The 25,566-nt window shown below is 65.3% G+C and carries 19 protein-coding genes; 4 read left to right on the top strand and 15 right to left on the bottom strand.

Features of this window, described 5'->3' with window-relative positions; all coding sequences use genetic code 11:
- On the bottom strand, positions 1-6,766 hold a 6,766-nt coding region (locus KFO72_RS34550), incomplete at its 3' end, for a hemagglutinin repeat-containing protein (protein ID WP_225033972.1).
- Positions 6,767-6,977: 211 nt separating this feature from the next.
- Positions 6,978-9,320, bottom strand: coding sequence for a TonB-dependent receptor (locus KFO72_RS34545; protein WP_225033971.1), 2,343 nt, complete (start codon positions 9,318-9,320; stop codon positions 6,978-6,980).
- A gap of 208 nt (positions 9,321-9,528) precedes the next feature.
- Here KFO72_RS34545 and KFO72_RS34540 point away from each other — a divergent pair, with 208 nt between their 5' ends.
- Positions 9,529-10,686, top strand: a complete 1,158-nt coding sequence (locus KFO72_RS34540) for an ATP-binding protein (RefSeq protein ID WP_225033970.1) — start codon at positions 9,529-9,531, stop codon at positions 10,684-10,686.
- On the opposite strand, the gene KFO72_RS34535 is transcribed toward KFO72_RS34540, so the two are convergent.
- The 11 genes from KFO72_RS34535 to KFO72_RS34485 all read right to left on the bottom strand — a co-directional run bounded on the left by KFO72_RS34535 (position 10,626) and on the right by KFO72_RS34485 (position 21,147).
- Positions 10,626-11,342, bottom strand: coding sequence for a response regulator transcription factor (locus tag KFO72_RS34535; protein ID WP_060607620.1), 717 nt, complete (start codon positions 11,340-11,342; stop codon positions 10,626-10,628). The genes KFO72_RS34540 and KFO72_RS34535 overlap by 61 nt on opposite strands.
- The gene (pqqE, locus tag KFO72_RS34530; protein WP_225033969.1) at positions 11,339-12,556 is read right to left on the bottom strand and encodes a pyrroloquinoline quinone biosynthesis protein PqqE; all 1,218 of its coding nucleotides are present in this window, start codon (positions 12,554-12,556) and stop codon (positions 11,339-11,341) included. Before pqqE ends, KFO72_RS34535 begins: the two co-directional genes overlap by 4 nt.
- Positions 12,557-12,560: 4 nt before the next feature.
- On the bottom strand, positions 12,561-12,845 hold the full coding sequence (pqqD, locus tag KFO72_RS34525; RefSeq protein ID WP_054931953.1) for a pyrroloquinoline quinone biosynthesis peptide chaperone PqqD: 285 nt from the start codon (positions 12,843-12,845) through the stop codon (positions 12,561-12,563).
- Complete coding sequence (pqqC, locus tag KFO72_RS34520) at positions 12,842-13,549, bottom strand: pyrroloquinoline-quinone synthase PqqC (protein ID WP_225033968.1); 708 nt, start codon at positions 13,547-13,549, stop codon at positions 12,842-12,844. The genes pqqD and pqqC overlap by 4 nt, the downstream gene beginning before the upstream one ends.
- A gap of 29 nt (positions 13,550-13,578) precedes the next feature.
- Positions 13,579-14,499, bottom strand: coding sequence for a pyrroloquinoline quinone biosynthesis protein PqqB (pqqB, locus tag KFO72_RS34515; protein ID WP_107203012.1), 921 nt, complete (start codon positions 14,497-14,499; stop codon positions 13,579-13,581).
- Between the two features lie 70 nt (positions 14,500-14,569).
- Entirely contained in the window at positions 14,570-15,136 is a 567-nt protein-coding gene (locus KFO72_RS34510) for a cytochrome b (RefSeq protein ID WP_107203025.1), read from the bottom strand.
- 14 nt (positions 15,137-15,150) lie between these two features.
- Entirely contained in the window at positions 15,151-16,014 is an 864-nt protein-coding gene (locus tag KFO72_RS34505; protein ID WP_225033967.1) for a formylmethanofuran dehydrogenase subunit C, read from the bottom strand.
- Positions 16,011-16,961: a formylmethanofuran--tetrahydromethanopterin N-formyltransferase gene (gene fhcD / locus KFO72_RS34500; RefSeq protein ID WP_224101884.1), complete on the bottom strand. Its 951-nt coding sequence runs from the start codon at positions 16,959-16,961 to the stop codon at positions 16,011-16,013. The genes KFO72_RS34505 and fhcD overlap by 4 nt, the downstream gene beginning before the upstream one ends.
- Before the next feature lie 13 nt (positions 16,962-16,974).
- Positions 16,975-18,675, bottom strand: coding sequence for a formylmethanofuran dehydrogenase subunit A (locus KFO72_RS34495; protein ID WP_225033966.1), 1,701 nt, complete (start codon positions 18,673-18,675; stop codon positions 16,975-16,977).
- Positions 18,672-20,060, bottom strand: coding sequence for a formylmethanofuran dehydrogenase (locus tag KFO72_RS34490; protein ID WP_225033965.1), 1,389 nt, complete (start codon positions 20,058-20,060; stop codon positions 18,672-18,674). The genes KFO72_RS34495 and KFO72_RS34490 overlap by 4 nt, the downstream gene beginning before the upstream one ends.
- 304 nt (positions 20,061-20,364) lie before the next feature.
- Complete coding sequence (locus KFO72_RS34485) at positions 20,365-21,147, bottom strand: HisA/HisF-related TIM barrel protein (protein ID WP_225033964.1); 783 nt, start codon at positions 21,145-21,147, stop codon at positions 20,365-20,367.
- Positions 21,148-21,163: 16 nt separating this feature from the next.
- On the opposite strand from KFO72_RS34485, the gene KFO72_RS34480 reads away from it, so the two are divergent.
- From KFO72_RS34480 to KFO72_RS34470, 3 genes are all read left to right on the top strand, one after another.
- Positions 21,164-22,222 (top strand): ATP-grasp domain-containing protein, encoded by a 1,059-nt coding sequence (locus KFO72_RS34480; RefSeq protein ID WP_225033963.1) that lies wholly within the window; start codon positions 21,164-21,166, stop codon positions 22,220-22,222.
- Entirely contained in the window at positions 22,219-23,325 is a 1,107-nt protein-coding gene (locus KFO72_RS34475; RefSeq protein ID WP_225033962.1) for a hydantoinase/oxoprolinase family protein, read from the top strand. Before KFO72_RS34480 ends, KFO72_RS34475 begins: the two co-directional genes overlap by 4 nt.
- Positions 23,326-23,497: 172 nt before the next feature.
- Positions 23,498-24,088, top strand: coding sequence for an aspartate kinase (locus KFO72_RS34470; protein WP_054931965.1), 591 nt, complete (start codon positions 23,498-23,500; stop codon positions 24,086-24,088).
- A 31-nt stretch (positions 24,089-24,119) separates the two neighbouring features.
- Here the strand turns inward: KFO72_RS34470 and KFO72_RS34465 are convergent, their stop codons facing one another.
- Both KFO72_RS34465 and KFO72_RS34460 read right to left on the bottom strand, forming a co-directional pair.
- Entirely contained in the window at positions 24,120-24,827 is a 708-nt protein-coding gene (locus KFO72_RS34465; RefSeq protein ID WP_054931960.1) for a (5-formylfuran-3-yl)methyl phosphate synthase, read from the bottom strand.
- Between the two features lie 11 nt (positions 24,828-24,838).
- Positions 24,839-25,441, bottom strand: coding sequence for a DUF447 domain-containing protein (locus KFO72_RS34460; RefSeq protein ID WP_060610380.1), 603 nt, complete (start codon positions 25,439-25,441; stop codon positions 24,839-24,841).
- Positions 25,442-25,566 lie beyond the last annotated feature (125 nt).

The following is a 25,566-nucleotide window of genomic DNA, read 5'->3' as shown; positions in this document are numbered from 1 at the left end:
CCTGGTTCTTCGCAGCAAGAATCACATCGTTCGCGTTGACGTTCGAACCGGCAATAGTGATGTTGCCGCTTCCGGCCTGTCCATTGCCTGTCGCGACGAATGCCGCCGTGCCGCCCGCCGTGACGCTCGAACCCCGGTTACTGGTGCTATCCTCTGCAAACGTGTTCTTGGTGTGACTGCTGCCGTAGCTGAGTTCGATCTTGCCTGACGGCGTCTGACCACTCGCCAGTTCCTTCATCGCGCCGCCTGCCGCGCCCAAAGAATCCAGCGCGCCGCTTGCTGCCGCCATGCCGTGCAGTGCCGCCGCGCGACCATCCTGACTGCGACTTGCCGCGCGCGCCTGGTCGACGGTGTTCGAAATCGCATCGATCACAGGCGCTTTCACGGCCAGCGTGAAGCCGCTCTTGCTGACTTCCTGCGTTTCGTCATGGTGTGCGGTGTTCGTCACTGCATCGATGGCCACGTTCGCGCCTGTGCCCGTCACGTTCTTCACCGCTACCAGATCGCTGCCTGTGACATGCAGGTCAGCGCCTGCCGTCAGGTTCACGCTGCCACCCGTGCTGCCGATCATGCTGGCGTTGTTCGTCACCGAACTGTCGTGCGTGGTGTTCTTCGTGTCGACCTTGCCGTACGAGATGCCGACGCCGCCCGAACTGCCGAGGCCCGTCTTGACCTCCTGATGGAACTGGCTCGAATCGCTCGTATTCTGCGACGTGTTGACCGTCAGGTTCCGGCCTGCCGACAGGTTCACATCGTTTGACGCTGCAACCGTCGAGCCGGTAACCGTCATGTCACGACCGGCTGCGCCCGTCACGGTATCGCCCGATACCGTCGAGCCGTTCGCGATCACCTGATGCGCACTGGTCGTATCCGTCGTCTTCGTTTTCGACATGAACCCGGAGTGTTCGTTGTGCGACCAGCTTTGCGAGTCGTGTGTTTCAGTGACACTGCCGATGGTCACGTCGCCCGTCGAGACGAGCTTGACGCCACCTGTATCCGTTGCGACCGTCGAGCCGAGAACTGCGAGGTTGCCGCTGCCGGACAGACCGGCAGCAAGCGTCGCGTTGCCGCCCGCGCCGATGCTCGAACCCTGCACCTGTTCGTCATAGGACGAGTTGGTCGAGTGGCTCTTGCTGTTGCTCATCGACTGTTCACTGTGCGTATGAACGTCCTTCGCCGCCGTCACCGTCAGGTTGCCGCCAGCAACCATCGCTGCGTCGCCGCCTGCGCGAACGGTCGCATTGGCAAACGTGGTATCGCGCCCCGATACCGTCGACAGATCGCCGCCCGCGACAATCGCGCTACCGAGGTTCTGCGTCTGCGTGTCATGCAGGAAATCCTGTCCGCCGAACCCGCTCGAATCCTTCGTCGCGATGAGGTCGACGGTCCCGACATTCAGATCGCGGCCCGCTGCAATGGCCGCATTGCCGCCAGCCTGCACCTGTGCACCGTTGAAATTCACGTCGCGACCGGCGATCACCGTCGCGTTGTTCGTCGCTGAAATCGTGCCGACCGCATCGACGGCCGTACCCGTGGCAGTACCGGTGTAGTTCCGGTCGGCGAATGACTTCGACACGCCGTAGGTCTGCGTCTCGTTGATGACATCGCGACCGGCCTGCACGACGACATCGGCACCGCCGATGCGTCCGCTGGAGTTGCGCACGTCCTGGACGGCTGCAACGGCCGTCGTGCCTGCACTGCCGATAATGCCGCTGTTCGTGATGGTGTTGCCGATGACCGTGGTCGCAACGTTGCTGACGATGTGTCCGCTGTTGTTCACGTCGCCGCTCGCGTTCAGGTTCACCGCGTTGCCCGCGACAAGCGCGCCGCTGTGCGTCAGGTCAACCGTGCTGGACTGCGCGAGATACACCTGCGGCACGAGCACGCTCTGGTGCGAGCCGTCGGGCAGGGTCACGTCCTGCGACACTAACCAGACCATGTCGGTCGTGAGTTGCGCCATCTGCGCGGCCAACAACGCAATGCCCGGTTCCAGACCGAACGCCTTCGCATACGTGACGCCGTTGTTCATCAGCGCCGTGTATTCGTCCAGGTTGTCGGTAAAGCCTGCAAGGAACGTGCGGCCCGTCAGTTGTGTCACCTGGTTGCGGATCAGCGTCGTCTCGTACAGCCCATCGCCGAGACGCTTCTCGACAGTCGACGGGTCGTAGCCCAACTGTTTCAGCAGATAGTCGCTCGAAATGAAATTCGCGTACTGCGTGAAGCGCGGATCGGTCGCAACCAGGTACGTCGCGCCAGGCGCAGTGTTATACGTGTACAGGCCGTTCACCGGCAGTTTCAGGTTCGGAATGCCGCCCGTCGCGCCGCCAACCGTCTGCGGCCTCGAAGACTGGCCGCTGATAGTGCCCGTCTGCGTGCCGTCCGCGCTGCCGCCCGTGACGCCGGAACCGGCCACCGTGTTCCCCTGACGGTCGACGGAGTTGATACTGATGGACTGTGCATCCGTCTGCACGTTCGAGTTCGACGAGGCAATCGCGGGCAGGGCATCGACGGTCGTTGTGTATTGGCTGACGCCGTCGAAAGCGCCGTCGCTGCGGGGCTGCGTCGTATCACTGCTGCCGCCTGTCTTCTGATGCCAGTAAAAGACCGATTCCGTACTGGTGACGACCGCCTGCTGGAGCACCGTACCCGTATCGGTGACGCTGCCGCTGTCCGCACGGCGTACCAGGTCGCCGCCTGCCGCCATCGTCGACGACTGGTTATCGATGCTGCCGCCATTCGCATTGATGCGGATCGCGCCCTGTGCCTGGATCGTCGCGACGTTGCCCGCGTTCAGGAACTGGTCAGTGGTCGTCGTGGTCTGTGTGGTGCGCGACTTCTCGACGTAGTCATGGTTTTTGATGTCCCAACGCACCTGTTGCCGGTCCGGCCGCATGTTTTTGTTGGGATCGAAGTCCGGCCAGAACGTGATCGACACCGTGCCGTCGCCGTTATCCGTCAGGCTGTTGTACCACTGCGTTGCGTTGTTCGTGATGTTGCGCGCCACCACGGTCGCGCCCGACTGGTAGTGATCGTAGATCGGCTGCGTGAGTGAAAGCGTTTGTGCCTTCGTGTCCAGGTTCGTGACCTGTGACGCGGGGATCTTCACGGTGATGGGTTGCGCAAGACCATAGATGGTCTGGTCGGCCATGGCTCCCGCGCTCCAGTTCCATTGCGGGAAATCGAGGCTGTGGTAGTTGCCGAACACGCCCGCCGACAGGTCGTCGCCAAGGCCCGCCGTCCAGAGCGTCAGGGTAGTGGTGCCCGCGTCCTGCGGGGTGCCTGCTGCCGTTTGCACGCCTGTCCGGATGTTGCTGACCGTGCGCGCGGCGATGTCGATGTCGCCGTCTGCTTCGATGATCGCCGCGCTGTTGGTGAGCGTGGCGGTCTGGTTGGCGAGCATGCCGGAACCGTCGCGTGTGCCGTCTTTTGCGATTTCCAGATTGCCCGCGCTATAGATCAGCGCGCCGTCCGCGTTCGTGATCGAGTTCTGTGCATAGATACGCACGGAGTTCGCGCCCGCGATCACCGCCGCCGCGCCCGTGTTCTGCACGTCGTTCGCATTGACTGTCACATCATTACCGATGACCGTGCCGGTATTGGCAAGCGTTGCGCTGTTCGTTGCGACAGCGTCGCCTTCGATGCGTCCGGCGTTGGTCAGCGTCCCGTTCGCATTGACCGTCGTATTGGACGAATTGATGTCTGCGCCCGCCGCGTTTACGACATTTGCGCCCGTCGCGGTCAGCGCGCCAGTGGCGGCGAGCGTGCCCGTGTTGGTCAGCGTGCCCGTTGCGCTGACGCTCATGTCGCCGTCAGCGCGCAGGTTGTTGCTTGCGCCGCTCGTGTAGTTGCCGTTGATGGCGAGCGAGAGATTGCGGCCCGCGATCATGTCGCCGTCGCCGGAAACGACACCACTCGCCGACACGTCCCGGTTTGCGCGGATTGCGCCGCCCGCGTTCGACAGCGACGCGGCATTCACTGACACGTCCAGCCCGCCGAGAATCGCGCCGCCGTCGTTGATGACGGCCGCGTTCGCCTGGTTCAGGTTCAGCGCCGTGCCGCCGAACAGCGTGCCGCCCGCGTTGTTCACGCGTTGTTGAACGTTCAGGTTCGCCGCGCCGCCCGCGACGAGATTCGCGCCTGCGCCGTTCTCCAGCGTCTGCGCGTTGATCGTCACGTCGCCGTTGCCGCCGAGCGTGCCGCCCGTGTTGGTGACGCTCGATGCCGTCACGGTCGTTGCGCCGTCACCCGCATTGGTCAGTTTGCCTTTGGTGTTGTCGATGCTCGCGGCTGCGACATTAGCAGTACCGTGCGCGCCGTTGGCAGAAAGCGTTCCCTGTGCGTTCGACAACGCGCCGCCCGCGCTCAAGGACAGGTCGCCTGCCGACTGCGCCGAACCGCCCGTGTCGTCGATGTCGCCCTGAGTTGAGACGGTCAGCCCATTTGCGCCGTATAGCGTGCCGTTGCGGTTGACGATGCCCGCGTCAGCATTGACCTGTGCTGCCTGTTGCGCGGTCAGCGTGCCGCCGCTGTTGTCCAGCTTCGCGCCCGCTACGGTCAGCGTGCCGTTCGTCTGAACCTTGCCGCCGACGTTCGACAGTGCGCCCGTCGCCTTGACCTTGAGCATGCCCGTGCCCGCATGCTGGAGCGTGCCGCTGTCGTTCGTGATGGAGTTTGCCGAGACAGTCAGACTGTTCGCGTTCGATGCAACCGTGCCGCCCGTGCTGTCGAGCGCTCCGCCTGCGCTGATCGTCTGGTCGGTGGTGCCGTACTGCGTCAGCTTGCCGTTGCGGTTGACGAGGTCGCCCGTCGACGTGACAGCAAGCGTATCGCCGTCGATGCTGCCGTTCGTGTTGTCGATGGACGTACCTGACACGGTCGTCGCCGAGCCTGAGAACGTGCCGCCTGCGTTACTGAGTGCGTCCGTTGCCGACGCGTTCAATGCGCCGCCCGCCGTCACCGTGCCGCTGTTGTTCAGGTTCCACGCACGCAGCACCGCGTCACGCAGCGCGTTCACCTTGCCCTGGTTCGTGAAGATGGACGCACTCAACTGGACATTGCCATTCCCGCCAATGATGCCGCCGACGCCGTTCAGCAGGGTGCCTGTCACCCCAAGGTTCAGGCCGTCGCCGTTGAGCGACAGAATCTGCCCGCCCGTGTTGTCGAGCGAAGCGCCGCCAATCGTTGCACCCGCCGCCGACTGGATCACACCCTGACGGTTCGCGAGCGCGCCCGCCGTGTTCAAGCCAAGCGTCGATCCGGAAACGATGTGTCCGCCCGTGTTCGATACATTCGCCGCCGATGCCTGAACCGATCCGCCGGACAGCTTGCCGCCGTCGTTGGTCAGCGTGCCCGATGCGTTTGCACTGAGCGCGCCGCCCGCCGTGGTCGTCGCATTCGACAGGGTCAGGTCGCCGCTGCTGGAAAGCGTCAGCGCGCCGTTGGCCGACGTATTGCTGCCGGCGAGATTGACGCCCGCGCCCAGAATGGTCATATTGCCGCCAGCCTGGTTGTGGCCCGTCGCGGTGAGTGCTCCTGTCGTTGTCACAGACAGGTCGCCGGAACCGGCAATCGTGCCGTCATTGTTCACGCCCGCGCCAAGCGTACCCGTCGATGCGACGCTGTTCGCGTTGATCGTCGTGTTCTGCTGCGCGGCGAGCGTGCCGCTGTTGGACAAAGCGCCCGATGTGTTTGCGCTGACACTCTGCTGCGCGTAGGTCGTGCCGCTGTTGTCGATGCCATCGCGCGCGCTCGCAGTGATGTTGCCGCTTGCGTTCGTCTGACCGGCGAGAACCAGCTTGCCCTGTGTCGTCAGGATCAGGTCGCCCGCCTGTGCAGCGAGCACGCCCTTGCTTGACACCCCGACACCGTTCTCCGTGCCAATCAGAACGATGCGATTGGCATACATGCCCCCTAAATTGCTTACGTCGATGGAGACACCCGGCGCGGGGCCGCTGCCAGCGATGGGCGTCGCGGCAAGCGATCCATAGTCGACGTTGTTCGCCCCCGTCACAACGTTGAGGTTCTTCGCGTAGATTGCGGCATTGGCCTGCACCGCACGCGCCAGAAGATCAACCTGGTCAATATTCGAGCCGTTGAACCCCGCACCCTGCACGGTGATGTTGCCACTCGTCCCGTTGAAGCCCGCAAGCGAACCATCAGCCGCGAAATTCGGTGTACCTGTCGTGAGCGTCGCGCGCGACGTATTGATGAAGCCGCCGCCGTCGACCAGCAACCCGTTCGGATTCGCGATAAGGACCTGCGCGCTCTTGCCCGCGACTTCGAGATACCCGCGCAACTGCGACGGCGAATTGCTGTTGACCTGGTTGACGATCACGCGCGCCGCATCGTTTGGCCCGAAGTTCGGATTGCCGTTGATGTACCCGGCCTGCTGCGTGCTCACGATAACCGGCGAGTTATTGAGGATTGCGCCGTTCTTCTGCACGTCGAACTGGCCATAGGTATTCATCGACACGCCCGCACCGGACGGCTTGTTGATGTTGACCTGCGGGATACCGTTCTGCGTCGTGACGACACCCGGTGCGTGCGCGCCGCCCGGTGCGATCTGCGCGCCGGCCATGAGTGGCGAAAGGGCGAGCAGTGCGGACAGCGCAAGCTGACGCAACGACAGGAATATCTCCAGCGCTCCCGACGCGCGGCCCGTCGCGCGTGTCTCTCCCGCCTTTCCTGCTGCCGTGGCGGTTTCCTCGACGGCGACAAGCATACCGCGCAACCGGCTATACACGAGCCGATAGGTCTTCTGATTCATTTATTCGTGTTGCTTATTTTTGGAGCGAAGAGCCTAGCGAAACTCGCGTAGCCTTTCTGTCAAGTATTGTTGACACGCTCGCGGGCGCAACACTATGCGAAAAATCAGTCTTTTCTGATTGAGTCGATCGAAACTTCACCATCAAAAGCAGGCGAAAAAAAGCCCGCTCGCAGCGGGCAGAAGAACCAGTAAGCAATCCAGCGCAACGCACTCACTTCCACGCATACCTCAACCCAACCCACACCCCGCGCGGCGCGCCGATTCCAAGAAACTGCTCATTCGTGACACCACCCGGATCGAACGTATGGTTCGGTCCATTGAAGAAGTTCTCGCCGAGAATCGCGAAGTTCGCATAGTGCTTGTTCAGCAGATTCTTGACGGTCGCAAACACCTGAAGCTGCTTCGTCACGTTATACGTGGTGTCGAGATCGATCAGAAAATAGCCGGCCACCGTGCCATTCACATCCTGATTGTTTTCGTCGCCGCGCGCGAAGATGCTGCCGCGATACGTGAGGTTCGTGCCGATATTCCACGCCGCGAACGGCGTGTAGTCGATGCGCAGTTTCACCGTATTCTGCGGAATGCCGGGAATCTTGTCGCCGGGCTTCACGGTGATGTTGCCGTTCGCGTCCGCGCTCGAATTGCTCGCGCTGCTCTCGGTCCATGTCGACTGATACGTCGCGTCGATATAGCTATAGCTCGCGCTCACGCCAACCGGACCATACTTCGTGCGGCCCGCGAGTTCGAAGCCTTGCCGGCGCGTCTTGCCGACGTTCTGAAAGAACCCGAGCGAGCTCGCCGCGCCATTGCTGCTGATGAACTGGATATCGTCGTCGAGCGTTGTGCGATACAGTGCGGCGCTCCATGTCGTATTGCTGCCGATGCGCCCGCGCGCGCCGATTTCGAACGTCTTCGAAATGACGGGCTTGAGCGACGGGTCCGCAATGAAATCATTCGGCAGCGAGCAGGGCGCATCCGGGTCCGCGCACGCCAGTTCGATCGATGTCGGCGAGCGCATGCCTTCGTTGTAGGTGAAGTATGCGGTGAGCGTATCGGTCGGGTTGTAAGTAATGCCGACAGCAGGATTGAAGCGCGAAAACACATGACGTCCATCGAGCAGCGGCTGCACGCCGCTCTCGTCGCCGATCGTCGTGCGGGACCAGTTGTAGCGGCCCGCAAATGTCAACGCCCATTGATCGGTGAACGAGAACGTGTCGGTGAAATAGACGCCGTAGGTTTCATTGCGCGTCTTCGCATCCGTCGTCGGGAGGAACGGACCGGTGCCGATGGTCGCGCGCGTGTCGGTGAAGGTCGCGTCTTGCGAGGATTGCGTGAAGTGCGTATTCGCGAGATCGGCGGCGACACCCAGCGTCAGTTCATTGCGCTTGCCGAGCAGGTTCTGCAACAGCGCCAGTTGCAGACTCCCGCCGTAGCTTTGCGTGAATACCGTCGACTGCACGTTGGTCGCGGGCGGTGCATCGTCGGGATCATCGGGATCGAAGTCGTCGTTGACATTGCTGCTGACGTTCTTGTTGCGATAGTGGCGATAGTAGAGCGTGCCGCTCAACTGCACATTGGGCGTGAAATAGTGCTCGCCCGCAATCGTCAGATAGCCGACCGTGTTGTTGTTCTGGTCGGGAAACGTGTAAGCCTGCTTGCGGTTGTCGAGAAACGAGCGCGGAATCGTCTGCGAGCCGTCGAGCGTGTTGTCGGCGCCGCCTCCGGATATCGACAGCGTCGTGTCGGCATCGTGATAGCGCAGCTTGCCGAAAGCCTGGCGCAAGCGGCTGCCGTTGTGATCGGCCCAGCCGTCGTCGTTGGCCGCGTTCGCGGTGAAGTAATAGTCGAGATTGCTGCCGATCACGCCGCCTTGCTGGATCTGCGCGCTCTTGCGTCCAAACGATCCGCCGCTGATCTCCGCTTCGCCACCCGGCGAGTTACTGCCGTTCTTCGTCGTGATGGCAATCGCGCCGCCGAGCGTGTTGAGGCCGAAGGTCGGATTGGAGCCGGGAATCAGCTGGATCGTATCGATCGCGGCCTGCGGTATCAGGTCCCAGTTGACGACGTCGCCGAACGGCTCGTTGATGCGCACGCCGTCCATGAAGACGGACAGCCCTTGCGGCGTGCCGAGCAGCGGCGAAGCCGTGAAGCCGCGATAGCTGATGTCCATCTGCGACGGGTTGCCCTGTGCATCGTTGATGTCGACGCTTTGCAGGTTGGTCGCGAAGTAGTCGGTCAGCGTGTTCGGATGCTGCTGGTCGATCTCGCGGCCGCGGATCGTCTGCACGTTGGCGGGCACCAGTTCGATCGCGGTGCCGATGCCGATCAGCGGCGTAGTGCCGATCACGAGAATCGACGGCATTTCGGCTTCCTGCGTCGTGTTCTGCGCAGTCTGCTGGACGTCGGCGGGGGGAGTATCGGCGGGCGGCGGTGCGGCCTCCTGCGACCAGGCCGCCGCGCACAGACTGGCCAATGCGCTGCCGCACACCAATTGCAATGCGCGCTTGCGAGGATGCAGACGGGCGCGTCGTGATTTGCGCCGTGAAGGTTTCATCGTTGTCGTCTCCAGCAGGTTGTTTTAGCCTTGTGTCGGCGACGCGCTCGCGAACTGCGCATGCCTGTCTCCATGTCGCTTCGCCGGTGATTGCAGCGTCGCATAACAAAGGCACGTCATGCCCGGGAAGCTTTCCCGATTCTTTCGGGAGACGCTCCCAAACCTGCAAAAAGCAACACGAAAAGCACCCGTTCGGTGAGTAGAATGAATGACCGCTTCCATCGACACGCTCATGCCCGAAGCTCTCTCCTCAGCCAGACCGGCAGACGCCGGGCCGGACCCACGGCAAGCAGCAGACGCAGACAGTCGCGCGGATGCATCGGGCGCGGCAGACCCCTCGCGCGCGCCGCAGTCCGCAGCGGGCAAAAGCGCGGCCACCCGCGCCACGGAGTCGCGGCCGGTCGCATGGCGCGACTTCACCTGCGTCGTGGTGCTGACGGTCATCGTCGGCGCGCTGTGCTCGGTCTTCGACGTCTCCGAGATCGCGTATCGCTGGAGCCGCCGCGCCGAGCGCTATCAGCTCGACGAACTGCCCGTCACGCTGTTCGTGCTCGCAGCGGGGCTGGCATGGTTCTCGTGGCGGCGCTATCGGGATTCGCAGAAGGAATTGCAGCGCCGCCGCGAGGCGGAACAGGAGTCCGCGCGGCTGCTCGCCGAAAACCGGCGGCTCGCGAGTCAGGGCATCGAGGCACAGGAAGCCGAGCGCCGTCATCTCGCGCGCGAACTGCATGACGAACTGGGTCAATACCTGAATGCGATCGCACTCGACGCCGCGCGCATACGCGACCTGTCGGCGCGGGACGGCGAGGTGCATCGTGCGTCGCTTGCCGTGATGCAAAGCGCGGGCTTCGTGTATCGGCAGATTGGCGGGATGATCCGCAAGCTGCGGCCCATCGGCCTCGACGAGCTTGGCTTGCCGAGCGCGCTCGAACATTGCGTGGAGGGCTGGCGCGAGCGGCTGCCCGAGGCGTCGTTCAAGCTGACCATCGAAGGCGACTTCGACGGCTTCACCGACGCGCTCAACATCACGCTCTACCGGCTCGTGCAGGAAGCGCTGACGAACGTGTCGAAGTTCGCGCGCGAAGCGAATGTCGAAATCTATCTGGTGAGAGCGCCTGCCAGCCGCGAGCGGGTCGAAGAAATCGTCGTCACGGTCGCCGACGACGGCCCCGGCGTCGATCTGTCGAAGCCGCGCATCGGGCTCGGGCTGATCGGCATGCGCGAACGCGTGGAGGCGCTAGGCGGCGAGTTTCATGTCGCGAGCGAGCCGGCCCGCGGCTTTCTGCTGTGCGCGCGCGTACCGGCTCAGCTCGGGCTGCCCGAACCAAACGCTTCCATCGATCCCGCCGAACCGAAAAGCTCGTGAGGCGCGGCAAGCTCGGAGAACTGCAAACCGAGGCGCTGCGCGATCTGCACGAGTTGCACGCCGTTGTTCGCGCCGAACTTCTGCCGGATCGCGGACTGATGGTTCGCAATCGTCTTCTGGCTCAGGCCGAGCCTTTCTGCGATCACGGGCAGCGTGTAGCCCTGAACGAGCAGGCGCAGCACTTCGAACTCGCGCGCGGACAGTTGCCGTCCGGGCGGCCCTTCGCTGAACATCGTCCGTAGCGCGAGCGCATGCGAGACATCGGCGCTCAGATAGCGCACGCGGCGTGCGACGGCGCGCACCGCTTCGACGAGCACATCGGGCGCGCTCGCTTTGGTCACATAGCCGCATGCGCCGGCATCGAATGCACGACGCACGAAAAGCGTCTCTTCGTGCACGCTGAAAATCAGCACGCGTGCGTCCGGTTCTCTCGCGAGCATGCGGCGCATCGCTTCGATTCCGCTCGCGCCAGGCAACGCGAGATCCATCACGACGACATCCGGCTGCAACGCGCAAAAACGCTGATACGCCTGTGTGGCGTCGGCGGCTTCGCCCGCGACGCGCACATCGGGGCTCAGTTCGAGCAGCCTTCGGTAGCCTTCGCGCACGACGGCATGATCGTCGACGAGAAGCACGGAAATAGCGGGCGTCGTCATGATCGGGTGCTCCCGGTGTGAGGCGTCGCTGTGATCCCGCGTGCGTCGGCGCTGAGGCGTTTCGAGTTTGCGTCGTTGCGGAACGTGACGGGCTGTTCGTTCGGCGCGAGCGTGGCGGGACGCTGGGCTGCGTCGCGCACCACGCGTACAACCTGCTCGTGATGAGGAGACTTGTCGCAGACGGGATCGGCATTGGCGGCGTCGAGCGTCAACAGATACGCCTGGCAACGGCAGCCGCCGAGGTCGTGGGTCTTTTCGTCGCAGCTCCGGCAAGGCTCCTTCATCCATTCGAAGCCGCGAAAGCGGTTGAACGCGTCGCTCTCATACCAGATATGCCCGAGCGGCGTGTCCTTCACGTTCGGAAACGTGAGGCCCGGCAGCGAGCGCGCCGAATGGCAGGGCAGCGCGGCGCCGTCGGGCGCGACGCCGAGAAACACCGAGCCCCAGCCGTTCATGCACCGCTTGGGCCGCGTTTCGAAGTAGTCGGGCACGACGAAGAAAATCTTGCAGCGGTTGCCGATCTCCTTCCGGTAACGTTCGACCACGGCTTCCGCTTCGTGCAACTGCTCCGCGGTCGGCATCAGTTGCGCGCGGTTCGCGTGTGCCCAGCCGTAGTATTGCGTGTTCGCAAGCTCCAGATATTCGGCGCCCATGGCCAGCGCCATGTCGATGATCTTGTCGACATGCGGCAGGTTGTAGCGATGCAGCACGCAGTTGAGCACCATCGGAAAGCCATGCGCCTTGATCGAGCGCGCGACGCGATTCTTCAGGTCGAAGGTGCGGGTGCTGCTGAGGAAGTCGTTGAGTTCCTGGGTCGAGTCCTGAAACGACAGTTGAATGTGATCGAGCCCGTTGGCCTTCAGCGTATCGAGCCGCGCCTCCGTCAGCCCGACGCCCGACGTGATGAGGTTCGTATAGAAGCCGAGATTGTGTGCTTCGGCGACCAGTTCTTCGAGGTCGTCGCGCATCAGCGGCTCGCCGCCGGAGAAGCCCAGTTGCGCGGCGCCGAGCTTGCGGCCCTGGCGTAACACGTCGATCCACTGCGCGGTGCTAAGCTCGTCGCGATGACTGGTGTAGTCGACGGGGTTGTAGCAGAACGCGCAATGCAGCGGGCAACGGTAAGTCAGTTCCGCGAGCAGCCACAGCGGCGGGCCCACGCCGCTGCGCGCGGCCTGTTGCGCGTGTTCTGTTGCGGGTGTCGAGAGGTCGGTCATGCTGTCACTCCAGCCAGCCACGCGAGCGCGCGTGGTCGACGAAGGCTTCGACTTCCGGCGTCAGTCCCGTCGCGTTGAACGCCGTTTCCAGTTCCGCGACGAGCGTCGGGATGTCGCGCGTGCCGTCGCAACGCAACAGGATTTGCGCCGCACTCTGGTTCAGCTTCACCATGCCTTCGGGATACAGCAGCACATGCGCGTCCTGTGCCGGTTCCCATTGCAGGCGAAACAGGCTGCTCAGTTTCGGGCCGCGTTTGTCCGTGGTTTGCGCGTTGTCATGAGTGTTCATGCCGGGAACGCCTTTTCTATCGCGTCAAGCATCGTCCAGAGAATGTCGAGCTTGAATTGCAGAATGTCGAGCGCGCGTTCCTGCTGCTCGCGCGTGCGGAAATGATCGAGCGTGACGGCGAGGCCATGCTCGACATCGCGCTGCGCAAGCGAGATGCGCGAACGGAAATACGCGAGGCCCTCTGGCTTGATCCACGGGTAATGCTCGGGCCAAGTCGAGAGCCGGTCCTTGTGGATCTGCGGCGCGAAGATTTCCGTGAGCGACGAGCAGACGGCTTCCTGCCATGGCGCGCGCCGCGCGAAGTTCACATACGCGTCGACGGCGAAGCGCACGCCGGGCACCACGTGTTCCAGCGACCACAATTCATCGCGCGAGAGCCCGACGGCATCGCCCAGCCGCGCCCACGTTTCGATCCCGCCTTCATCCTCGCCATAGCCGTCGTGATCGAGAATGCGTAGCACCCAGCGGCGGCGCGTTTCGCGATCGGGGCAATTCGACAGGACGGCGGCATCCTTCAGCGGAATGTTGATCTGGTAGTAGAAGCGGTTCGCGACCCAGCCGCGAATCTGCTCGCGCGTGCATCCGCCGCTGTTCATCTTCACGTTGAACGGGTGATGGATGTGATACGCCTGTCCCTTCGCGCGCAATTGCGCTTCGAATTCTGCTCGGGTCCATGCCGGGCCGATGTCGTCTTTGAAACTCATCCGTCGGGTCTCCGTATCAGTGGTCTGACTCACAGCTCGAACAGCATCCCGTCGTGCGCGACTTCGATGCCGTGCTGCGCCAGTGTGCGCCGCTCGGGGCCGTCGTCGATCAGGATCGGGTTCGTGTTGTTGATATGTATTAGCACCTTTCGCGCGTTCGGCCTATCGAGCGAATCCAGCACGTCGATCATGCCGCCCGGTCCCGTTTGCGCGAGATGACCCATGTCGGCAGCCGTCTTTTTCGACAGGCCGAGTTCGATCATTTCGTCGGGGGTCCAGAGCGTGCCGTCGACAAGCAGCAGGTCGGCGCTGCGCATCGCCTCGCGCACAGGCGGTTCGAGCACGCCGAGGCCGGGCGCATAGAACACGCGCTTGCCGGAGCCGGGCGCCGTCAGCAGCAGGCCGATGTTGTCGCCGCGCTGCGGCGCCGCGCGATGCGGCGAATAGGGCGGCGCCTTGCTCGACAGCGGCAGCGCCTCGATGCGCACGCCGGGCAAGGCGGCGATCTCGAACGGGCCGGCATCGAGCGCAATGGTGTGACGTTCGATGCCGCAGTAGTGCGACAGAATCGACACGACGGGAAAACCTGTCGACAGGTCTTGCCAGACGGCATCCGTCGCATGCAGCGGCAACGGCGCGCTGTTTTCGCGCAGCATCAGCAGGCCCGTTACGTGGTCGATCTGCGCGTCCATCAGCAGCACGGCTGCGATACCCGTGTCGCGGGCATGGCGGGCGGGCTGCATTTCAGGGTTCGCAGCGATCTGCGCGAGGATATCGGGCGATGCGTTGACGAGCAGCCACGCCATGCCATCCACGCTCACTGCAATCGACGACTGCGTGCGCCGCCGCGCCGCGATCGTGCCTTTGCGCACGCCGTCGCAATTGCGGCAGTTGCAGTTCCATTGCGGAAAGCCGCCGCCCGCCGACGAACCGAGCACCTTGACCTTCATCGTTACCTTGCTCCCGAAAGAACGTGCAAAAACGCCTTTGAAACCGGCCTCGAATGATGAGCGCCGCGCATCACGGCAACATCCTGCGCAACAGCCCGTCGCGGTCGATCAGCTGATGCTTGAGCGCGCCCGCGACGTGCAACGCGATCAACGCAATGAAGATCCATGCGGTGATCTCATGAATGGTGAACCAGAAATGGCGTAACGCCTTGTCGTCCCAACCCCACTTCGGCAGCAGCAGTCCCCAGAAACGCGTGCCGTACGTGTTGAACGACGAGCCGAGATAGCCCGTCACCGGCATTGCGATCATTGCAGCGTATAAAAGAACCTGCGTAGCGCTCGCGGCGGCGCGTTGCCACGCTCGCATCGGCGGCAACGGCGGCCTGCCGGATACCATGACAACTCCGATGCGCATCAGCACCAGCAGGAAAATCGTCAAGCCAAGCGACTTGTGAAAGTTGATCAGCACGGCCTTGAACGGCAGGCCGCGCGGCAATCCGACCATATAGAGGCCAATGCCGAGCATCGCGATGATGCAGACCGCGATCAGCCAATGCAGCACGATCAGCGCCATCGGGAAGCGCTCGGGCCTCTCTATGCCGCTGCGCGCGATATCGGTCGAGCGTGTCGCGTTCATGTCGGTTCCCTCGATCATTCGACGACCAGCAGTTCGCCGCGTCCATCGACTGCAAGATCGCCCGCGTAGCGCTGCGGCGGCGTGCGGGCGTCGAGCGCTGCAAACGGCGCGAGGCGTTGCGCGACGGCAGTGCTCACGGCCGACGCCGCCTCGCATTCGGCCTTGAGCGCGCGCGCGAACAGCGACCAGAACACGTCGAAGCCGCGTCCTCCCGTGGTGAAGGTGGGCGGGATACGCTCAGGCCGTTGCAACATCAACAGCGTGCCGCGCCGCATGCCGTAACCATAGTGTGCGCCGACCCGGCCCGCAATGCCGATCGTCCCGGCGACGATTCGCGAGGCCGCGTAATCGCCCGCGTCGCCGCCTGTCAACAGCGTGCCGCGCCGCATCCGGTCGCCGAGCCGCGCGCCCGCATTGCCCGCCACGATCAGCGTGCCGCCTGTCATGCCTTCCATGCCGCCGGGCAGCGCGCCTGCCGCGAAGTCGCCGCAATGACCCGCGACGACGAGCGTTCCGCCGCGCATTTCGCAGCCTGCGAAATGGCCTGCGTCGCCCGCTATGTCGAGGGTGCCGCCCGTCATGCGCAGGCCCGCGTAGTCGCCCGCCGGGCCGCTGATGCGCAGACTGCCCGCGTCGAGCTGCGCGCCGAGCCGGTCCAGCCAGCTTGCGTCGCCTTCGATCACGAGACGTGCGTCATCGCCGTTCGGATCGACGGCTATGTCGAACAGATCGCCGATTGCGCACGCTTCGTTGCCCGCAGACAGCAACCGATGCGCAATCTCCGCGCCCGACAGCGCCGACAAGGCGGACGGCAGCAGCGGCGAGCCATCCACACGAAAACCCGGCGCGGCTTTGACGCGCAACGTGATGGTGCTCATGTCGCGCCGCCGTTTTTTGGGCGCTGCACAATGCCCGCAGCCAGTTCGCGCAGCTTGAAGTGGTAGGGCCCGAGCTTGCCGCCATAGTTCCCGGCCGAAATACGCACCACGCCCGTGCCCGCCGCGGATGCCGCCTCGATGCCCGCCGTCATCGCCGCGCCGACGTCCGCGTCCGTCAGCCCGTCGATGACGATCTCCAGCACGCAACCCGTCTGCGCATCGAGTTCGCTGCGCTGCGACAAGCCGGCGAGGGTGGGGCAGAACGCGTCGTTCGTGGAGGCGACGGCGCCTTTGTACTTCGAGCCGATCTTCGATCCCGACCGCACGACGCCGCCCGGGAACGGTGTAATCACATTCGCAAGCCGGTGCATTGCGGCGACGGCAGCTTCGGCGCCCGCTAACGCGCTGTCCAGATCGCGCGCGAGCAGCAGCAGGTTGCCGCCGCCGACTGCCTTGACCGTTTGCACGGATTCTTCGCAGACAAACTCACCGTCCATCACGGGCACGCGCCAGTAGCGCACGCCGCCGAGTACTTTCGATATCTGCCAGCCGTCGCCAAAAAAGCGCAGCGAGCCGCCAAGCGGCGCGACGTCCGACAACGGCGCACGCGTCGTCGCGGGATCGATGCCGTTGTAGACGGCCGTGGTAGGGCAGGTCAGCACGCATTGTCCGACGCGCCGGGCGATCTGCTTGACCAGTTCCTTCGACGACACCGCGAAAATCAGCACCGAAATGCCGGGACGCCCGTCGGGTGTCGCGTCGGCCGCGATGTCGTGCTCGATGCCCGCTTCGCAGCCGCAGTCGATCACCGAGGTCGCGAAACCCGTCAGCGAGTCGGCTGCCGCGCGCGCCCAGCGCGGCGTGTGCGCGGTGATGACGAGGCGGGTCGCCTTCATCGGGAACGCTTCCGCGAAGGTGTCGTCGATCAGGGTGTCGTTGATCTGCATCGCGCGTCCGCCTTCATGCTCGCGCGAGGCACGCGACGGGCAACAGCCGTCCGCCGTGGCAGCATGCGCAGATTTCGTCGTCGCTGATCGCGGCGTGCGCGAAGTTCGTGGCGAGGTTCGTCTCGCTGTACTGGCGCAAGGTCTTTTCGATGCTCCTGTCGTAGTCGGGCGAGACGAAGTGGATGCCGCCCGTTGGCGTCGACACCAGGTTGCCGTCGCGCGCGACCAGTTGGCCGTCCTTGAACACATAAGCGGGCGACGTGAACATCCGCTCGCGGTCCGCATCGTCGCGATACACGGCGATGTCGGCGGCGGCGCCCGGCGCGAGATGGCCGCGATCCTCGAGCCCCAGCAGGCGCGCCGGGCCGGCGCGCGTGATGATCGCGATGTCGTACAGCGAGAACTCGCGCGTGAGTTCCGGCAGCGCGCTCGCCACCTTCGCTTCCGGATGCAGCCGGTCGATCTGCGCGTCGCGGAACGACTTGTCCATCAGCAGGCGGATCAGATGCGGATAACTCGTGAACGGCCCGCCGTTCGGATGATCGGTCGTCATCGACACGCGCCACGGGTCGTCCACCAGCAGGAAGATTTCGAGGCCGATGATCCATTGCAGCGCATTCACATAGCTTTGCTCGCGATAGCGGAACGGCACGACGCCGCACCCCGCATCGCATTCGATATCGCCGACGATCCACTTGTGCGGCCGCGCGAGCGGCGCATTTTTGAACTGCATCATCGTGTCGCCGGAAGCGGTCACGGTCTGCCCGAAAATGATCTGCCCAACGTCGATCGACACGTTGGGCCGCGCGTTGACGGCCTCGGCAATCGCCCGCGCGCCCGACGAAAACTTGCGCGGGCCTTCCGTGCCGTAGCTGTGAAACTGGATGTGCGTGAGATGAATGGGCAGGCCGCCGGCGGCGTCCATCGTCGCGATGGTCGAATCGATATTGCCCGGCACGCCCAGGTTACTGGCGTGAACGTGCAGCGGATGCGGCACGCGCAGTTCCGTCAGCGCGCGCGTCAGCGTGCGCAACACGTCGCGCGGCGTGATGCCGTAATGCACGTGCGCTTCGTCGACATCGAGCGAACGCTGGTTGAACTTGAATGCCGAGATGCCGCCCGGGTTGACCACCTTCACGCCGAGCGCGCGGCTTGCGTGCATCGTCCAGCCCACATAATCGCGCACGCGCTCGAAGTCGTCTTTCGCGGCGAGCATCTGCAGCAGCAGTTCGTCGTTGCCGAGCATCACGTAAGCGCCGTGATCGATGATCGGCGTGTCGCCCATTTCCAGATGCGCGTGGCGCGCGTTCGAGGCGATCATCGCGGGCTCGAAGGCCGCCGTGTAGCCCATTTCGGCGTAACGGTAGCCGGTGGCGAGCGTACCCGGCGTGCAGACGCCGCACGACGGCATGCGCAGATAGCGGCCGCGTTCATCCTGCGCGGCTTCGTACGATGCATCGCGCGGCGCGTCGTCGCGATGATCTTCGGGCAACAGCAGCCGCGACAGGTTCGTCTTGCCGCCGCCGATGTGCGAATGCAGATCGATGCCGCCCGCCATCACGATCATGCCTTGCGCATCGTAGTCGCGATCGACGGCACCGTCGGCGGGCGCGTCGACGATGCGGCCATCGCGGATATAGAGGTCACGCAGCTCGCCGTCGACGCCATTCGCGGGATCGTAGACGCGGCCGCCTCGGAGTCGCGCGATGCTCATGCCGGGCTCCGTGTCTGCGCGGCGCGTGCAGCGAGCGCGTCGGCCAGATGCGTCGCGATGGACGCGACGGTTGGCAGCGCAACGTGCCGCGCCGCATGCAGCGGCACGACGACGGACGTATCGACGCGAAACAGGTGGCCATCGCTGTCGATGCCGGGCGTCGCGACGGGAATGAAGATCGTTTTCGCGCCGCGCGTGTGCGGATCGAGCGCGGAGCCGAGCGCCGGCGTGCCGAGCACGATCAAAGGCGTGTTCGCGTCGAGCGTGGACGGCGGCGGATGCGGGTCGAAGCTCGCCGTCCACAGCAACGCATCCGCTTCGCGCGCGGCGAGCAGACGTTCGGTGCGATAGCGATACGGATCGTGGTCGAGCAGCGGCGTGCCGGGTGGCCGGTCGGGCTTCGACACGCGTGTCCGTAACGGAAAGCCCGACAGCCACGCGACCGTCTGGTTGACGCTCAGCACGCCGTCCGCGCCGCCGAGGGTTAGGACGCCTGCCCGGTTCGTGCGGTTGATCGCCTTGACGATGCGATGCAGCGCTTCGATCAGCAGCGCCGCATGCGGGTGAGGCAACGCGGCGGGTTCGATCACGAAGGCCGTGTAGCGCGCTTGCGCGATGCGCGCCAGCAACGAAGCGAGCGCGCTCGCGATGCCCGCGCCGTCATCCAGAGATTCGGCCTGGCGGCCTTCTGCCAGCGCCGACCAGAGCGCGAGCACGTCGTGCGCCGAAGCGTCGGCGAGTAGCGAGGTACTACGCGTGTCAGTCGCCTGACTGGCGGCCGGATCGGTTGCGCAACAGACGAAGCGGATGTCGCGCTGCATCGACGTGCCGCTCGCAATGCGCTCGTAAAAGCGCGGGTGCCGGGCGGCGGGTTCGCATGAGAAAACCACCAGTAGATCCGCACGCGAGCGCACTTCGGACAAGGTCGTGAAGAACGCGCCGCGATCCTGCAGCGCGAGCGTCGCAGCGCTCAGCGCGTCGCCATGCAGCGAATCGAGGACTGCGCCGCAGCCGGCCGCAAGCGCATAGAGCGCGCGCGCACCGGCGATATCCGTTGCGCAGCCGCCAAAGAGCGGCCGGCGAGCCTGCGCGAGCACGGCGGCGGCGGCGTCTAGCGCGATATCGAGCGAGACGGGGGCGCCGTCGATACCGGGCGAGCAGACGTTGTCGCCGGCGTCATGGCGAGCCAGGGCATCGGCGAGCCGCGCGCATTGCGTGTGGGGTGCTGCGAGCGTCTGGGCACGGGAGAGATGGGCCTCGATGTCGTCGCACAGCAAAGGGCAGAACGGGCAGGTCCAGTCGCGGCTTGTCGAAACGGATGGCAATGGCCCATCGGCGGCGGACGTCGCGTTGACATGTGTGACGGGGGACGTGGACTCGTGCATAAGCCCCCGATCAGCAAGGTCCGTGCCGATTTCATCGCCAGTTGGCGGCGGCCTTGGGCCAGCAAGCCGCTGGGCGTTTCGACGTGACCGCGCGGGCAAAACGCGCGGAAACGGCCCGCTGCGCCGAACCTGAACACCTCATGGGCGACCCGGGATATCCCGCCGCGCGACGGGCCGCGCGCAGCACAGTATGTGCTTCGCGCTGCAACAGTGTGTCACTTGAGGACAGTGGGCGGCCCATTGCGCATGCGAGCCGCGCCGTTGCTGCGCCGCGGGCCGCGTGGCATGGATATTGTTTCGCGGATCAGGTCGCGGCGCCGGAGCGCATTGCGGCTGGCGTGCGAAGCCTGCCGTCGTGAAGCGCCGATGCGACGAGCCATGCCCGCGCGCCGCTGCGTGCTGCTGCATCGAGATCGTCGCGATGACGGATACCGCCTGCGCCGATGATCGAACGCTGGCCCGCCTGTGCGTGGATCAGGTTGAGGGTGTCGAGGTCGGGGCCGGCGTCGGCGCCGACCTGATCGAGCGTCATCACGATCACGCGCGACGGCCACGATGCGGGAGCGCGCAGCGCCTGCGCGAGGTCGGGTGCCGCGATCAGCTGACGGCCGCGGTGATCGAGCGACAGGATGGGCGCGTAACCAGCCGCTTCGGCTTCGCGCAGCGCGTCGAGCGAGTGCAGCGATTCGGTGCCGAACACGGGCACGATGCGCGTGTGGGCGGAGCCGGTTGCGGCGGCGATGCGCGAGAGGTGGGCGAGCATCGACGGGTAATCGGCGAAGCCCGCGTCGAGCCAGATTTCGAACGGGCCGCTGGGCGGCTCGAGATGCGCATGGACATGTGCGTTCGCGAGGGTCGCGGCGAGCACGGCCAGCGTCGACGGATCGGCGTCGCGCGACATGATCGCGCCGAGGTCCGCGACGTACAGCGCCGGCGCGGCCGTCGCGGCAACGAGGGCGCGGGCGACGGGTAGCGGCTCGCTCGTTGCGCACAGCGAAGACTGGATGGGGCGATAGTTCGCGCGGTCGCCGCGTATCGCGCGGACCGCGTGGCCGTCGAGCAGATCGAGAACCGGGATCACCTGCATGCGGAGACGTTCCTTGATGAAGCTCTGGGTTTATGAGTATCTCACTGGCGGTGGCATCGACGCGCAACTCGCGGGCAGCAGCAGTCTCGCGGATCTGAGCGCGCTGGTCGTCGAAGGGCGCGTGATGCGCGATGCGATCGTCGGCGATCTGCGGCAGCTCGCCGGCGTGGAGGTCAGCTTCGCGAGTTCGCGCTTCGAGCAGGTCGCGCAGGGCGTGGCGCATTGCCGCGCGAGGCCGGGCGAGTCGATGCTGGAGTTCGTCTCGCGGGCCGCTCGCGAGCACGACTACGCGTGGATCGTCGCGCCCGAATGCGATGGCCTGATGCTCGATCTCGCCGACGCCGTCGGTCCCGCGCGCTGGATCGGTTGCACGAAGGAAGCGATCGCGCTCGCGTCGAGCAAGCGTGCGACGGCGGCGCGGCTCGCGTCGCGCGGGATTGCCGCCACGCCCGCGCTCGAACCGGCGCAGCTCGATCCGCGCACGCAGTCACGCTGGGTCGTCAAGCCCGACGACGGCGCGGGCGGCCTCGACACGCTGGTGTTCGACGACGCCGACGCGGCACGCGCTGAATATGCGGCGCGGCGCGCGGCGCAACGCGAAACCGTGCTGCAGGCCTGGGTGGACGGCGATGCGCTGAGCCTGTCGCTGATCTGCGATCAGGCGGGCGCGACGCTCGTCAGCATCAACCGGCAGAGGATAGACGTCGCCGCGCACGTGGCGGGCCATGCGGGGCAGGTGGTCGGTTTCGATGGCGTGGATATCGACCGTATCGATCGCGACAGCCCGCAAGGCCGCACGCTCGACGCGCTCGCGCAGCAGGTCGCGGCGTCGCTGCCCGGCTTGCGCGGGTTTGCCGGCATCGATGTCGTGTGGCATCCGGCGCGCGGCCCGGTCGTGATCGAGGTCAATCCGCGCGCGACCGTCGCGTATGCGGGCTTGTCCGCGCGGCTCGGCCGCAATCTCGCCGCCGACGTGCTGGGGGCACACGGCCTGCGGGCCGCGCCGCGTGTGACTGATTCGGCGTCCGGCGGCGCAGCGGGAGCAAAGCTGTCCGCATGCGGAGCGGGATCATGAGCGCGTCCGTGCCGGCGCCGTCAATTGCCGGGCCTGCCGTGTTCGGCTGGGACGTCGGCGGCGCGCATGTGAAGGTGTCGCGTGTCGACGCGGACGGTGCCGTCACCGATATCGCGCAATGGGCGTGTCCGCTGTGGCAGGGGCTCGATCATCTGCATCGCGCGATCGGTTCGGCGGCTGAACGCTGGCCCGATCTCACTCACGCGAGCGCGCGCCACGCGGTCACGATGACGGGCGAAATGGTCGATCTGTTCGCCGACCGCGAGCACGGCGTGCGTGCGCTCGTCGATGCCTTAGGCGCGCGGCTCGGCGCCGATACGGCGTTTTTCGCAGGCGCGTGCGGCTGGCTGGATGCTGCGCAGAGCGTCGCGCAATGGCGTGCCGTCGCGTCGGCGAACTGGCTCGCGACGGCGCAGCATGTCGCGACCCGCATGCGCGATTGCGTGCTGATCGATATCGGCAGCACGACGACCGACATCGTGCCCGTTGCCGAAGCGCGTGTCGCCGCACGCGGCGTCAGCGACGCGACGCGTCTCGTCACAGGCGAGCTCGCTTATCACGGGGTCGTTCGCACGCCGTTGTGCGGCATCGCGCATCGCATCGCGTTTCGCGGCGAGACGGCGGGCGTGATGAACGAATGGTTTGCGACGAGCGCCGACATTTACCGGCTGACGGGGGAACTGTGGCCGCCACACGACCAGCATGCGAGCGCCGACAACGCGCCGAAGACCATCGCGGCAAGCTGCGCGCGGCTGGCGAGAACGATCGGCCGCGATGCGGGCGAGGCGACCGAAGACGAATGGCGCGAGTTCGCGCACACATGGCGCGACGCGCAGCTTCGCGCGATCGGCGCGAGCTTCGAGCAGGTGTGTGCGGCGCATCCGTCGCTGGCGCGCGCGCCCGTCGTCGGCGCGGGCTGCGGGCGCTTTCTGGCCGCGGCGCTGGCGAAGGCCCATGCGCGCGACTACGTGGATTTCGGCACGCTCACGCAGATAGCAGGCAACGCGCCGGCGGATGCCGCCGAATGGATCGCGACATGCGCGCCGAGCGTGGCCGTCGCATGGCTGATGTCGGCGAGGAGGCGGGAGCAGCGCGCCGAGTGAAGCGGTCAAACGGCGCGGGGCCTGCCTGCGACGCGCCGGGCGCGGCGCGATCGATCGCATGCGGCGTGGCCAGCGCAGGCTCGCGATGGCGCCGCGAGTGCAGGGCGGACGCGGACGGGCCGGGCCGTCGGGCATGCCCGTCGTGAGGTCGAACGAAAGCGAGGTAACGGACATGTGGGTGGTGAAGATCGGGGGCAGCCTGAGTCACGACCCGTCGCTGCGGGACTGGCTCACGCAGCTGTGGGAGGTCGGCGGCGGGCGCGTGGTGATCGTGCCGGGCGGCGGGGATTTTGCGGACAGCGTGCGCGTGTATCAGCAGGAATGGCAATTCGACGATCTCGCCGCCCACAACATGTGCCTGCTCGCGATGACGCAGTACGCGCTGATGATGCAGGCCGTGCTGCCCGACCTCGTGCTGGCGACCAGCGAGGAACTGATCCGGCGCGCGCTGCGTCACGGCAAGGTTGCCGTGTGGATGCCCGTGAGCCTGATGCGCGTCACGCCCAACTCGATGACCAACTGGGACACGACCTCCGACAGCCTCGCCGCGTGGCTGTCGACGTCTCTGAACGCCGAGCGTCTGATGGTGGTGAAGTCGTGCCCGGTCGGCGCGAACGTGCCGCTCGGGACACTCGCGTCGGATGGCGTGATCGACGCGAGCTTTGTCCGTTACGTGAAAGAGGCGAACTACGAAGTCGAGTTGTTCAGCAAGACGGATGTCGCGCTGGTGCGCGACCGGCTGCTGAATGCGTCGGCGGTGTGAGGGCGCGCTGCCGCGCGCTTGACGCGGATTGTTACGCGGGAGCTGTGGACGCGACGGCGGCAGCGTGATGCAGCGCGTCGGCCCATTGCGCGACGCGGCGCGGATCGAGGCGCGAGGTGCGGCCGTTCTCGCATAACGCGGTGCGAAAGCCCGCGACATCTGGCGCGAGCGTGCGGATCGCGTCGAGTTGTGTCCAGCCTAGCGAACCGGCGATGCAGGCCATCGCGCCCGACGCGCGTATCGTCGCGATGTAGCGCGCAAGCGTTGCGTGGCCGATGCAATCGAGCAGCGTGCGGCCCGTCTTGCCTGCCGTATCGAACACGATGCCTGCGAAGCCGAGCGAGACGGCATACGCGACGAGTTCCGCATCGACGCCGTCGTCGCACAACAGCACGGGCAACACGTTGGCTTGCAAGCCGGCGATGCGCGCGAGGCAGCCGTGCGCATGCGGTCCCGGCACGACGCCGACCTTGACGAAATCCACACCTGTTTCGGCGACTTCGTCGATGCGTGCCGTGATGGCGTCGAGCGCATCGGGCGGCAGGTCGCCGATCGTGGCGCTGATGGGTTTGACGGGATAGCGCGAGCGCAGCGTGCGCGCGATGCGCCAGATGTTGTCGATCGACACGCCGCCGAGCGCGCCTTCGAGGGGTTCCTTCAGATCGATCAGGTCGGCGCCGGCGCCGGCTGCGTCGAACGCTTCTTCCGCCGAGCGGACGCTTGCGAGCAATGCGGTCATCGGGGTCTCCGTCAGGACGAGTGCGGTGCGGTTTTTTTGTCGGCGGCGTTGCCGGTTGTGCGGAAGCGTTCCACGGCGGCTGTGATCCATTGCCATGCGGTGAGTTCATCGGGGCCGGCGGTTTTGTCGATGGCGATCTGCAGGTAGGCCATTTCGCGGTCGATCTTGTCGGCGGGCAGCATGAAGAGCCGGCTCACGAGGATGGCGCCTTCGACGACGGCTGCCTGAGCGCGGTTGAAGCCCGTGAAAGGGGCGTGGTTTTCCGTGTGCACGCAGCGCATGTGGAGGACTGGACGTTGTGGGTCTTCTTCTGTGACGTGATCGAGGGTTAGTTCGCTGTGGGCGAGGGATTCTTTTAGCCTGAGGCTCGGGACTTTGGTGGCCGGGCTTGTCGGCCAGTCGCGTTGGGTGCCCGTTACGCAGCCGGCGAAGACGCGGACGTTGGTCGTGAAGTTGATTACCGCTGCGCGGGTGGCTAGTACGTTGTCTAGCGTTTTTGATGGCCTGAATGGGGCGAGGATCGTCAGGCCGCTTTCGTCGTGACGAATGCCCATCGGGGCGGTGTGGGCGACGCCGTCGGTGGAGCATGTTGTGATGATGGTTTCGTGGATCATCGTTTGGTTTTGGTTTGTTTTTGCCTTTGCACTGGGCGTTTGTCTTTGCGCTGGCATCCGCGAATTGCGTTTTCGCTGGCATCCGCGTTACGTTAGCTCGCTTCAGGCGTCGCCCCTGTGCGGGG

Source organism: Paraburkholderia sp. XV (assembly GCF_020177535.1).
Taxonomy (GTDB): Bacteria; Pseudomonadota; Gammaproteobacteria; order Burkholderiales; family Burkholderiaceae; genus Paraburkholderia; species Paraburkholderia caribensis.
Note: the sequence above shows the minus strand (reverse complement) of the source record. Positions and strands in the feature narration are given on the sequence as shown.